This window comes from Streptomyces sp. NPDC055966, from assembly GCF_042269865.1.
Classification (GTDB): domain Bacteria; phylum Actinomycetota; class Actinomycetes; order Streptomycetales; family Streptomycetaceae; genus Streptomyces.
In genome coordinates, this window is the sequence record NZ_JBHJYK010000012.1 from 208,520 (window position 1) to 221,043 (window position 12,524).

General features: G+C 74.4%; 9 protein-coding genes. All 9 read left to right on the top strand.

What is annotated here, in order from left to right; genetic code table 11:
- The first annotated feature begins 3 nt into the window (after positions 1-3).
- The 9 genes from ACFC8N_RS25770 to ACFC8N_RS25810 all read left to right on the top strand — a co-directional run bounded on the left by ACFC8N_RS25770 (position 4) and on the right by ACFC8N_RS25810 (position 12,389).
- Complete coding sequence (locus ACFC8N_RS25770; RefSeq protein WP_376290074.1) at positions 4-1,332, top strand: condensation domain-containing protein; 1,329 nt, start codon at positions 4-6, stop codon at positions 1,330-1,332.
- 8 nt (positions 1,333-1,340) lie between these two features.
- A complete protein-coding gene (locus ACFC8N_RS25775; protein WP_376290076.1) occupies positions 1,341-2,027 on the top strand; it encodes a thioesterase II family protein in 687 nt (228 codons plus the stop codon).
- 77 nt (positions 2,028-2,104) lie between these two features.
- A complete protein-coding gene (gene glyA / locus ACFC8N_RS25780) occupies positions 2,105-3,442 on the top strand; it encodes a serine hydroxymethyltransferase (RefSeq protein ID WP_376290237.1) in 1,338 nt (445 codons plus the stop codon).
- Positions 3,439-3,723 carry a hypothetical protein gene (locus tag ACFC8N_RS25785; RefSeq protein ID WP_362822052.1) on the top strand — a complete coding sequence of 95 codons (285 nt, stop codon included), beginning with the start codon at positions 3,439-3,441 and terminating at the stop codon, positions 3,721-3,723. The genes glyA and ACFC8N_RS25785 overlap by 4 nt, the downstream gene beginning before the upstream one ends.
- A complete protein-coding gene (locus tag ACFC8N_RS25790; protein ID WP_376290078.1) occupies positions 3,720-6,152 on the top strand; it encodes an amino acid adenylation domain-containing protein in 2,433 nt (810 codons plus the stop codon). Before ACFC8N_RS25785 ends, ACFC8N_RS25790 begins: the two co-directional genes overlap by 4 nt.
- A 112-nt stretch (positions 6,153-6,264) precedes the next feature.
- A complete protein-coding gene (locus ACFC8N_RS25795; RefSeq protein ID WP_376290239.1) occupies positions 6,265-7,980 on the top strand; it encodes a 2-isopropylmalate synthase in 1,716 nt (571 codons plus the stop codon).
- A complete protein-coding gene (locus ACFC8N_RS25800) occupies positions 7,965-8,987 on the top strand; it encodes an NAD-dependent epimerase/dehydratase family protein (protein ID WP_376290081.1) in 1,023 nt (340 codons plus the stop codon). Before ACFC8N_RS25795 ends, ACFC8N_RS25800 begins: the two co-directional genes overlap by 16 nt.
- On the top strand, positions 8,984-10,528 hold the full coding sequence (locus ACFC8N_RS25805) for an AMP-binding protein (protein WP_376290085.1): 1,545 nt from the start codon (positions 8,984-8,986) through the stop codon (positions 10,526-10,528). The genes ACFC8N_RS25800 and ACFC8N_RS25805 overlap by 4 nt, the downstream gene beginning before the upstream one ends.
- 103 nt (positions 10,529-10,631) lie before the next feature.
- Positions 10,632-12,389: an immunity 49 family protein gene (locus ACFC8N_RS25810; protein WP_376290086.1), complete on the top strand. Its 1,758-nt coding sequence runs from the start codon at positions 10,632-10,634 to the stop codon at positions 12,387-12,389.
- Positions 12,390-12,524 lie beyond the last annotated feature (135 nt).

Below are 12,524 nucleotides of genomic sequence, written 5' to 3' on the forward strand. Positions count from 1 at the left end.
CCGATGACCACCGCACCCGCCACGACGGGACGCCCCGCCACCGCCACCGAGCGCCAGTTCTGGTTCGCCGAGCGCATCGCGCCCGGCTCGCCCGCCTGGCGTGTCCTCAGCGCCGTACGCATCGACGGCACGGTGGACCGCGCGCTGCTCACCGAGGCCGCGGGCCGTGTCGTCGCCCGCCACCCCGCCCTGCACTCGGTGTTCACGCCGGCGGGCGGGGACCTCAGGTGCGCCCCCGTGGCGCCCCTCGTCCCGCCGCTGACCGATCTCCCGCCCGGCGCCGACTTCGACACCGCGGCCGCCCGGCTGGCCCGCACCGCTCTGCTCGACATCGCCGCCGGCCGCCACGTCGTCCTCGGCCTGTCCCCGGACGGGGACGGCGCCCCGGGCGCGACCCTGTACGTCCTCACCCACCACCTGGTCCACGACGGCCTCTCCCACGAGGTGTTCACCGCCGACCTGGCCGCCGCCTACGCCCGCGCCGCCGCCGGGGCCCCCGAGCCCGCACCGGCGCCCCCGGCCCCGCCGCGACCCCCCGACCCGGTGGCCGAGGCCGAACTCACCGCGTACTGGCGCACCGCGCTGGCCGGCGTGCCCGACCTGCCCGGCGCCGACGACGGGCCCACGCAGCGCGAACTCGCCGAGGCCGGTCCGGTCGGCCACCCCGTCGCCTTCCCCGACGGCGCCGCGGCGGCGGCCAAGGCGGCCGGCCGCGCCCTGGCCTGCCCGCCCATCGCCGTCCTGCTCACCGCGTACGCGCAGGCCCTGCACGACCTCAGCCGCGCCGACGACTTCTGCATCGGCACCCCCGTCTCCAGCCGCACCCCGGACCAGACGGCCGCGATCGGCTGCCTGCTGACCACCCTGCCCGTCCGCGTCCGCCGCCCCGCCGACCCCGGAGCCTGCACCCGTGTCTGGGAGGCCTTCGCCGACGGGCTGCTCCACATGGACCTGCCGCAGGACCGGCTGATCGGCGCCGTGCGCGGCAGGCCCGGCCGCCGACTCCCGCTCTACCAGGCGCTGTTCGCGTACGAGAGCTGGCCGCGCCCCGTCCACGACGCCGGACCCGTGCGGCTGCGCACCGTGCCCGTGGTCCCGCTCGGCGCACAGGCCGAGATCCAGTTCCAGCTCGGCGAACTGCCCGGGAACCGGCTCGCCGGTGTCCTCCAGGCGCCCGCCGGCGGCCTGTGGAGCGAGCGGCTGCCGGCGCTGGCCGACGCCGTGCGGCGCCGGCTCGCCGAACTGACCGCCGTCGCGACCACCACCTCCGCCAGTACGTCCGCCAGTACGTCCGCCACTACCTCCACCACCGACGACAGGGGCTCTCGATGATGCGGGTGATGTGCCTGCCCTACGCCGGAGCAGGAGCCGGCCTCTACCGCCCGTGGAAGGGTCTTTCCAACGACCGCGTCCAAGCGGTCCCGCTCCAACTGCCCGGCCGCGAGGAGCAGTTCTCCAGACCCTTCTACCCGACCTTCGCCGAGGCCGTCACCGACATCGCCGGCCGGACCGTCGAGGCCGCCCGGGGAGAGCCGTTCGCCCTCTTCGGACACAGCTTCGGCGGGCTCCTCGCCTTCGAGGCGGCCCGGCACCTGCACGAGAGCGGCGGCCCGCTGCCCGACCGCCTCCTGGTCAGCGGCGCCCGCAGCCCGAGACAGCGCGGCTACACCGCCCTCAGCGACGACGAGGAGGAGGCCGTCGCCTCGCTGAAACAGGACGCCCGGCGCGGTTTCGAGGCCCTCGACAACCCCGAACTGCGCGCCCTGCTCCTGCCGGTGATCCGCGCCGACATCCGCCTCCTCCAGGAGTACGGGGACGCGCGCAACCCCGTCGCCGGACCCCTGCCCGTCCCGCTCACCGTGCTGCGCGGGACGGCGGACACCGTGGCGACCGCCGAGTCCAGCACCGACTGGAAGAACTTCACCAGCGTCGACCACACCGAGCTGGAGATGCCCGGCGGCCACCTCTACCTGCTGGACCACATGCCCGAGCTGTGGCGCGTCATCGAGGAGCAGCTGTGCCCCTGAGTCCCGTATCCGCCCTGCCGGTCCTGGAGGCCGAGGACGGCGCCCACGGCGCCCACGCCGCGCTCGCCCGTGCCGGTCTGAGCGCCCTGCGCCGCGGGGACCCCGAACTGGCCGCTCTCCTGGACGCCGAGGTCCGCGACCAGAACAACACGCTGGCGATGGTCGCCTCCGCCTCCGTCGCCGACCCGTCGGTGCTGGCCGCCGCGGGCTCCGCGCTCGCCAACGTCACCGCCGAGGGCTACCCGGGCGCCCGCTACCACCCCGGCGCCGCCCACTTCGACGAGGTCGAACGGCTCGCGGTGCGCCGGGCCAGGAAGCTGTTCGCGGCCCAGTACGCCAACGTCCAGCCGCACTCGTGCTCGTCGGCCAACCTCGCCGTCCTCGCCGCGCTCATGCCGCCCGGCGGGACCCTGCTCGGCCTCGGCCTGGACTCCGGCGGCCACCTCACCCACGGCTCCCCGGCCTCGGTCACCGGACGCCACTACCGGGCCGTCGCCTACGGCCTGGACGCCGCGGGCCGCATCGACTACGGCCAGGTCGCCGACCTCGCCGCGCAGCACCGGCCCACCGTCCTCATCGCGGGGGCGAGCGCCTACCCGCGCACCCTCGACTTCGCCCGGTTCCGCGCCATCGCGGACTCGGTCGGGGCCTATCTCCTCGCGGACATCTCGCACATCGCCGGCCTGGTCGCGGCGGGGGAGCACCCGAGCCCGATCGACCACGCCCACCTCACCACCACCAGCACGTACAAGCAGCTCGGCGGGCCGCGCGGCGGCCTGATCCTCAGCGGGCGGGACCACCAGGCGCCGGGCCCCGACGGACGCACCCCGCTGTCCCGGCTGATGCAGCGGGCGGTCTTCCCGCAGAACCAGGGCACCCCCGCCCCCGCCGCGATAGCGGCCAAGGCCCGCGCCTTCGCCCTCGCCGCCGAACCGGCCTTCGCCCGGACCGCACACCGCACCGTCACCGGAGCCCGCGCGCTCGCCGCCGAACTGGAACGCCTCGGACACCGCGTCCTGACCGGCGGCACCGACAACCACATGGTCCTGCTCGACCTGCGCGAGACCGGTCTCACCGGCGTCGTGGCGGAGCGCGCCCTCGAACAGTGCGGGATCCTCGTCAACCGCAACCGCATCCCCGACGACACCCGTCCGCCCCTGGTGACCAGCGGCATCCGGCTCGGCAGCAACATCCTCGCCCAACGCGGCCTCGGCCCCGAGCACATGGCCCAGTGCGCCGCCCTCCTGCACGCCGTCCTCACCGCCACGACACCGCTGAGCGAGACCGAGTTCCGTATCGACCCGCACCAGCGTGCCCACCTCAGGGACCAGGTCCACGCCCTGTGCGCCCGCCACCCGCTCCCGTACGCCGCAGCCGTCCCCTCCGGCCCCCCATGGACGGGAGCCGCCCTGTGAACGCGAGCCGACGCGTGTCTCCGTCGCCGAGCAGGCTGCGCTCCGGCACCGCTCTCAACACCGGCGCCCACCCCTCGATCCCGCACCCGGCCTGCCCGCCGGCCGGGGCGGGGTACCCGAGTGCCCCTGTGGACGGGAGCCGACGTGTCTCCGCGCTGCCGGCCGGGCGGAATTCCGGCACCGCCCTCAACACCGGCGCCCACCCCTCGATCCCGCACCCGGCCGACCCGCCCGCCGGGGCCACGCACCCGAGTGCCCTGCGGACAGGAGCTGACCTGTGACGACCGCCCCGACCGCCCCTGCCGTCCCAACCACCTCGGCCGCCTCGGCCGACGCCCACTGGCCCCCCGTCCTCGTCCCCGCCGACCGGCCGCGCCGGGCGGGCGCCGAACCCCGGGCCACCCACCTGGTCCGCGCCGCGCTGCCCTTCTCCACCCCCGGTGGCCTCACCGCGGAACTGCTCGCCGCCTGCTTCGCGGCGCTCCTGCACCGGCTGACCGGCCAGGACCGTATCGCGCTCGCCGTCCCCGACGGCATCCGCGGCCACCACGTCACCCCCGGCACCACCCTGGCCGCCCTCGCCGACGAGGCCCTCGCGCTCCCCGCCGACCTCGGCACCCCCCTGGTCGCGCTCGCCCACCACGCCACCGTGGCGAGCGCCCCGCGCGCCGAGCTGCACCTGGCCACCACCCTGGACGACGGCACCTGGTACGCCGAACTCCGTTACGACCCAAGGCTGTTCACCGCGGACACCGCCACCCGCACCCTGTCCCAGCTGTGCACGCTGGCCGCCGACGCGGCCCACGACCCGGCCGTCCCCGTCTCCCGGCTCGCCCTCCTCGGCCCCGAGGAGACCCGGCGGATCCTGGTCGACTGGAACGACACCGCCACCGACCTGCCGCACGACGCCTGCCTGCACTGGGCGTTCGAGGCCCGGGCCACGGCCCAGCCGGACGCCACCGCCGTCGCCCAGGGGGAGCGCGCCTGGACCTATGCCCGGATCGACGCCGCCGCGAGCGGCCTCGCGCAGCGGCTGCGCGCGGCCGGTGCCGGCCCCGGCGCCCGTGTCGGCCTGTGCCTGGAGCGTTCCGCCGAACTCCTCGCCGCCGTCCTCGGCATCCTCAAGGCGGGCGCCGCCTACGTCCCGCTCGACCCGGACTACCCCGAGCAGCGGCTGGCCGCGATGCTGGACGGCACCTCCTGCACCGCCGTCGTCACGGACACCGTCCGGGCCGCCGTCCTGCCCGCCCCGGCCCACGGCCTGACCCGGCCCACCCTCCTCGTGGACGGCCTCCTCGACGCCCCGGCCCCGGCCCCCGTCCCCGCCCCGGCGCCCGCCGCCACGGCCGGACCCGACGACCTCTGCTACGTCATCCACACCTCCGGCTCCACCGGAGCACCCAAGCCCATCGCGCTGCGCCACCGCGGCGTCGTCAACAACCTCGCGGACCTCAACTCCCGCTTCCAGGTGGGCCCGAAGGACCGGGTCCTCGCCCTGTCCTCACCCAGCTTCGACATGTCCGTCTACGAGTTCCTCGGCATCACCGCGGCCGGCGGCACCGTGATCGTCCCCGAACCCGACCACGCCAAGGACGTCGCCCACTGGGCACACCTGTGCGCCCGGCACGGCATCACCGTGTGGAACTCCGCCCCCGCCCTCCTCGAACTCCTCGTCGAGCACCTGGAACACACCGGCGAAGACGCCCTCCACGCCCTGCGCCTCGTCATGCTCGGCGGTGACTGGGTCCCCGTCTCCCTGCCCGACCGCGTCCGCACGCTCGCCCCCGACGCCCGCTTCATCGTCATGGGCGGGGCCACCGAGGCCTCGATCCACTCCACCCTCTACGAGGTCACCACCACCGACCCCGCCTGGACCAGCATCCCGTACGGCCGCCCCATGGCCAACCAGCGCACCTACGTGCTCGACGACGCCCTGCGCCCGGTGCCCCCCGGCGTGGCCGGCGAACTCCACCTCGCCGGCACCGGTCTCGCCGCCGGCTACCTCGACCGCCCCGACCTCACCGCCGAACGCTTCCTGGACTGGACGTACGCCGGGGTCCACGACCGCCTCTACCGGACCGGCGACCTCGCCCGCCACCGCCCCGACGGCGTCCTGGAACTCCTCGGCCGCAAGGACTTCCAGGTCAAGGTGAACGGCCTGCGCATCGAACTCGGCGAGATCGAGGCCGTGTTGCGCTCCCACCCCGACGTCAAGGAAGCCGTCGTCCTGGCCCGCTCCGAGGCCGGCGGACCACGCCTGATCGGCCACGCCGTGCCCCACCCCGGCACCGCGCCCCAGGCCGCCGAACTCCGCGCCCACCTCGCCAGGTCACTGCCCGCCTTCATGGTCCCGGCATCCGTCCTCGTCCTCGACGCGCTGCCGCTCAACGCCAACGGCAAACTCGACCGCAAGGCGATCGCCGCCCTCGCCGCCCGCACCCCCGCCACCGCGCCCCCGTCGGCCGACGACACCCCGAGGGGCCCCTGGGAGGAACACATCGCCGCGGTGTGGGCCGACGTCCTGAACACCGGGCCCGTCGGCCGCGACGCCGACTTCTTCGCCCTCGGCGGCGACTCCATGTCGGCGCTGCGCTGCCTGGCCCGCATCGACACCGGGCTGCGCTGGCCGGAACTGGCCCGCCACTCGACGGTCCGCGCCCTCGCCGCCCGTCTCACCGCCGCCGGCCGCACGCCCCCGCCCGCCCCCTGAGGAGACCAGGACCGTGACCGACCGACACCGAACGCTCCCGGCCGCCCCCGCAGCGCGCACCCCGCACCTCGTCCCCGGCCAGCCCCGCTGGAACCCCCAGCGCGGCTCGGCCATGCCCTACGCCCGCTATGCGCGCGGCCCCCGCCCCACCGTCGACCCCGCCGCCCGCACGTGGCCCACCCGGACGCTGACCCGGGCCCCGCTGTGGGCCTCGGTCGACCTGCGCGACGGCAACCAGGCCCTCGCCACCCCCATGGACCCGGACCGCAAACACCGGATGTTCGACCTGCTGGTGCGCATCGGGTTCAAGGACATCGAGATCGGCTACCCCTCCGCCAGCGAGACCGACTTCGCCTTCGTACGAGAACTCGTCCGGCAGGACCGCATCCCCGACGACGTCACCGTCTCGGTCTTCACCCCGGCCCGCCCCGAGCTGATCGACCGCACCTTCGAGGCACTCGAAGGCGCCGACCGGGCCATGATCCACCTGTGCAACGCCACCGCCTGCCTGTGGCGCGAGACGGTCTTCGGCATGACCCGCGACGAGGTACGCGCCATGGCCCTGCAGTCGGCGCGGCACATCGCCCGCCGCGCCGACGCCGTCCGTACCGATCTGCGCTTCCAGTACTCGCCGGAGACCTTCAACGTCACCGAGCCGGACTTCGCCCTCGACGTGTGCAACGCCGTGACCGGCCTGTGGGACGCCTGCCCCGACCGCCCCGTCACCGTCAACCTCCCGACCACCGTCGAGACCGACTCCCCGAACGTCTTCGCCGACCAGGTCGAGCACATGCACACCAGCCTCGACCGCCGCGACGGCGTGATCCTCTCCGTCCACCCGCACAACGACCGGGGTACGGCCGTAGCCTCCGCCGAACTGGCCCTGCTCGCCGGGGCGGACCGCGTCGAGGGCACCCTCTTCGGCAACGGCGAACGCACCGGCAACGTCTGCCTGATCACCCTCGCCCTCAACCTCCTCACCCAGGGCACCGACCCGCAGCTCGACCTCAGCGACCTCGACGCGGTCCGCGAAACCGTCGAATTCGCCACCCGTATGCCCGTCCCGCCCCGCCACCCGTACGCCGGCGACCTCGTGCACACCGCCTTCTCCGGCACCCACCAGGACGCCATCGCCAAGGGCCTCGCCGAGATGGACCGCCGCACCGAAGCCGCCGCAGGCCCGGCCGCCGTTCCGTGGCAGGTGCCGTACCTGCCCATCGACCCGCGTGACATCGGCCGTTCCTACGCGTCGGTGGTCCGGGTCAACAGCCAGTCCGGCAAGTCCGGCATGGCGCACCTCCTCAAGTCCGTCCACGGACTCGACCTGCCGCGCCCCCTGCGCGTCGACTTCGCCCGCCGTGTCCAGCGCATCGCCGACGGCCAGGGCGCCGAGCTGACCGCCGCCGACCTGCGCGCCCTCTTCGACAGCTGCTACCTGACCCGGCAGGAAGCCGCCCTGCACATCAAGGAGTTCCGCGTCGAGGAGACCGACGACGGCGTCACCCTCGACGCCCTCGCCGTCGACTCCACCGGCCGGGCCACCCGCCTCCTCGGCACCGGCCCCACCCCCGCCGCGGCCCACGCCGCCGCACTCACCGCCACCGGCCGGACCGTCACTCTCGACTCCCTGCACACCCACCCCACCCCCTCCGGCGCCGGCTGCGTCGCCTACGTTCAGATCAGCACCGACGGGCGCACGGGCTTCGGCGCGGGGATCGACACCGACCCGGCCGCGGCGCAGCTGGCCGCGGTGACCAACGCGGCGGCCGCCGCTCTCGCGACGGCCGATCCCTCCACGGGCAAGGAACCCACATGCGCATTCTCGTAATCGGCGGCTCGGTCTTCCTCGGACGGGCCTTCGTGGCGGACGCCGTCGAACGCGGCCACACGGTCACCGTGTTCAACCGCGGAAAGTCGGGCCCGGACCTTCCCGGCACCCGCAGCATCCGCGGCGACCGCGAGAACCCGGCCGACCTCACGGCGCTCGCCGGACAGGGCCCCTGGGACGCCGTGATCGACGCCGGCGGCCAACACCCCCGCACCGTCGGCCTGTCGGCCCGCGCGCTCAGCGGCCACGCCGACGCCTACCTCTTCGTCTCCTCCTTCCACGCCTACGCCGACTGGCCCGCAGGCCCCGTCGACGAGGACTCGCCGCGCCACCCCTGCGCGCCCGACGCCGCCGTCGACGACGTACCCGCCAACGCCTTGAAGGCCGGCTGCGAACGGGCCGTCGAGGCCGAGTTCACCGGCCGCACGGTGATCCTCAACCCCGGCCTCATCATCGGCCCCCACGAGACCCCCGGCCGACTGCTCTGGTGGCTCGAACGCATGGCACGCGGCGGCGAAGTCCTCACCCCCGGCCACCCCGACCGCCCCGTCCAGCTGATCGACGCACGGGACATCGCGGCGTTCGGCATCCGTCTGCTGGAGACAGGCGACGAGGGCCGCTACCTCGTCGCCGGCCCCCAGGGCACCGAGACCCTCGGCGCCCTCCTCGACGCCTGCGCACGCGTGACCGGCGCCGGTGCCCGGCTCGCCTGGACCGCCGACGACGTCCTCCTGGAACACGAGGTCGGACCCTGGACCGAGCTGCCGTTCTGGGCCCCCGACCAGCCGGCCATGGCCGGAGTCTGGTCGGCGTCCACGGCCCGCGCCACCGCCGCCGGCCTGCGCTGCCGCCCGCTGGCCGACACGGTCACCGACACCTGGGCCTGGCTGCGCGCACGCGGACCGGCCGACGCCCCCTACCGCCAGGGGAAGACCCCGCTCGGCATCGACGCGGACAAGGAAGCAGCCGTGCTCCGGGCCCGGCACACCCGAAAGGACCTGCGATGACCCCCCTCGGGCTCCACGAGTGGTTCGCGCGGTCGGCCCGCGAACACCCCGGCCGCACCGCGCTCAAGGTGGGCGCCGAGACGTTCACGTACCGCGAACTCGACGCCCTGGCAGGCACCCTGGCCGCCGGGATCCTCGCCCTCCACGGCGGCACGGCCCCGGCCCGCGTGGGCCTGACCACGACACCCCAGCCGCTGACCTACGCCGGCTACCTCGCCGCCCTGCGCCTCGGCGCGGCCGTGGTCCCCCTCAACTCGGCCTTCCCCCCGGCCCGTTCGGCCGCCATCGCGCACGCGGCCGCCCTGGACCTCACCCTGTCCGACGACCTCCTGACCCGCCTGCGCACCGCGCCACCACCCCACGACGCCCCGCCGCCCGCCCCCGTCACCCCCGAGGACACCGCCTACCTCCTGTTCACCTCCGGCTCCACCGGCGTACCCAAGGGCGTCCCGGTGACGCACCGCAGCATCGACGCCTTCCTGCGCTACGTGATCGAACGCTACGAACTCGGCCCCGGCTGCCGCATGGCCCAGAACATCGGCCTCGCGTTCGACCCGTCCGTCTTCGAACTGTTCGCAGCCTGGGGCTCGGGTGCCACGCTGGTGGTCCCGCCCCGTCAGGAACTGGCGAAACCGGCCCGGTTCGTCTCCCGCGAAGGCATCACCCACTGGTTCTCCGTACCGTCGGTCATCACCATGGCCCACCTCACCGGCGGCCTCGCCCCCGGTTCGATGCCCACCCTGCGCTGGAGCCTGTTCGGCGGCGAACAGCTCACCACGCAACAGGCCAGGGCCTGGCGCGCCGCCGCACCACAGAGCGTCCTGGAGAACCTCTACGGCCCCACCGAAGTGACCATCGTCTGCACCCAGTACAGGCTGCCCGAGCACATCGCCGACTGGCCGGTCACGGCCAACGGCACCCTGCCCATCGGCCCGGTCTACCCCCACCTGGACTGTCTCGTCCTCGACGAGGCCGGCAACCCCGCGGAGACCGGCGAGCTGTGCGTACGCGGAGTACAACGCTTCAACGGGTACCTCGACCCGGCAGACAACAACGGCCGCTTCCTCACCCCGACCGGGCACCCCACAGACCCCTCCGGGCACCACATCCCCGGCGACAAGGACTGGTACCGCACGGGCGACCTCGTCCAGACCCTCGACGGAGGAACACTGGTCCACCTCGGACGCATCGACCAACAGGTCAAGATCATGGGCCAACGAGTGGAGATCGGCGAAACAGAGGCTGTACTGCGCGACCAGGAGGGCATCGAACAGGCCGCCGTCGTCGCCCTCCACGGCCCCGACGGCCAAACCCGCCTCGAAGCCGCCTACACCGGCACCCCCGTCCCACCCGCCCAACTCCGCCAGGCCCTGTCCACCCGCCTCCCGCGCTACATGGTCCCCCACCGCTTCACCCACCGCACCACCCTCCCCCTCAACATCAACGGCAAACTCGACCGCCGCGCCCTGACAACCGAACTGACAACCGGACTGACAACCGAACCGACAGCCGGACGGACAGCCGAACCGGCAGAACGCTGAACCGACTTCGGTCCCCGCGAGCCGGGCGGCTCGCAGCCGCGGCCGCTGCCCTGTCAGATCCCGCGCTTAGGCTGTCGCAGAGTTTCGATCAGGGAGCAGGGCAGTGCGGATAGAGCGTCACCAGGTAGGCGGGGCCGTCGTGTCGGCAGCGCGCGAGGACTTCACGAACCGCATCGGGGGCCAGGTGCGGTCCATGTCGCGGGCCGGCCGGATGGCCACCTACGAATGGCAGTCGATCGCCGAGGGGTTCCTCGACTACCTGGGCGCCCTCTCCGTCGAGACACCCGGCCTCGACACCCCGGAGGCCAGGGCCGTCCTCAAGGACTCCTCCGAAGCCGCGGCCGGCGCCGTTGCCTACGCGGCGTACCACCCGCACTGCGGCTTCCAGGTCTTCCTGGAGTACGTGAACTTCGGCATGAGCTACGACCCGGGTGAGGACGCCCCCGAGGAGAGCGTCACGCCCGGGGAGTGGATCGACGCGCTCTGCCTGACGGTCCTCAGGGACAAAGCCAAGTGGCACGGCGAGGCCTTCCATTTCGCACGGCAGAAGTTCGCCGGGCAGGCGCAGGGAACGCCCGTCGGCGAGCTCGCCACAGGACTGACGGCCGTGGTCCTGGACGACACCGGCGACGACGAGGAGTACCCTCCGAGCGCGCAGGCCAGGCTCGCCGCCGTCGACGCGGCCCTGAACCGCGTCCGTACCCGCGCCCGGGAGACCGGCGAGCCCCTCCTCGACAGGCCGGACAGCGCGGCGCTGCACACGTTGCGCGCCCTGGCCGCCGGGGACCGGGAGACCTTCGATGCCGCGCTGGCCGACCTCCTGGCCAGGCACACCACGCGGCACGGTCCCGCGGCCTCCCCGAGCAGCCTTCTCCCGCTCGTCCCCATCGCCCTCGCCGCACTCGCGTACCGGACCCTGGGCTGGGCGCCCGCCGTCCGCACCGACTACCTGCCGCACGCGCTGGTCACCGGCTTCGAGACCCGCGGCCCGCGGGTCGCGGGGTTCGGCCGGGACCGGCGGCCGGACGCGGTCGCCGCACTCGCCGCGGGCCCGCTGGTGGTCGAACGGCCGGTCCGCGAGCGGACGGTGAACCCGCGGATCGAGGCCATGTACGAGGAACACATCCAGGAGGCGTTCACCCCCGTCGACGACGAACCCCTCGCTGTCTGGAGGCTGCGCAGCGTCATGGGCGATCAGGAGCGCCTCTTCAAGTGGCGCGCGGGGAACCCCGACGGCCTCACGGACGCGCAGCTCGCGAACCTTCGGCTGGCCTCCCAGTCGGGGGCGGCCCTCTTCCGCATCGCCCTTGCGGAACCGGGCACCGAGGCCGAGGTGACCGTCGGCGGTCGCACGCTGCGCTATCCGGCCGAGCGCGACGAGGAAGCCGGCGCCGGGAACTGGCAGAGGGCCACTGCCCTCGCCCTCGTCACCGGCGCACGCGAGGACCTCGCCCCGCTGGTCCTCACCGGCCCCGCCTTCGCCCGCCCGGACGGCTCCGCCTTCAGCGCCTACCGCGAGGCCCTCCACGCCTACCTCAAGGGCACCGACCCCGAACCGGCCGCGCAGCGGGCGTTGCAGCAGGCCGAGAAGGCCGAGGACTGGGGCTTCGCCATGCCGCCGGCCGTGCTGCTGTCGCAGCTCGTGGAGGGCGACGAGGAGAGCTTCAACCTGGCCCTGGCCGACGCGCTCGAAGCCCACCGCGACCACTACCAGGTCGCCGACCGCGCCGACGATCCGGATGCCTCCCTCAACCTCGACATCCTCGCCCTGGCCTGCCACGCCCGCCGCCGCGGCTGGGCCATCCGCGTCGAGTCCCCCTACCTTCCGCAGAGTCTCCTGCGGGCCGCTGAACCCTTCTAGGAGCTGGTCCGCACCGTGGCGTCGCTGCGGCCGTTTCACCGAGGAGCCGAGGGCGGACCGGTGCGTGCGACTGCCAGGTCGACGGCGACATCGGTGTCGGCCCGGGCGACGAGGCCGGGCACTGGCCGGAACACC

What these genes read in the sequence shown, in the direction of transcription:
- ACFC8N_RS25795 (WP_376290239.1), top strand. Translation starts at nt 6,265, where the DNA reads ATGCCCTACGCCCGCTATGCGCGCGGCCCCCGCCCCACCGTCGACCCC.
- ACFC8N_RS25800 (WP_376290081.1), top strand. Translation starts at nt 7,965, where the DNA reads ATGCGCATTCTCGTAATCGGCGGCTCGGTCTTCCTCGGACGGGCCTTC.
- ACFC8N_RS25775 (WP_376290076.1), top strand. Translation starts at nt 1,341, where the DNA reads ATGTGCCTGCCCTACGCCGGAGCAGGAGCCGGCCTCTACCGCCCGTGG.
- ACFC8N_RS25805 (WP_376290085.1), top strand. Translation starts at nt 8,984, where the DNA reads ATGACCCCCCTCGGGCTCCACGAGTGGTTCGCGCGGTCGGCCCGCGAA.
- ACFC8N_RS25770 (WP_376290074.1), top strand. Translation starts at nt 4, where the DNA reads ATGACCACCGCACCCGCCACGACGGGACGCCCCGCCACCGCCACCGAG.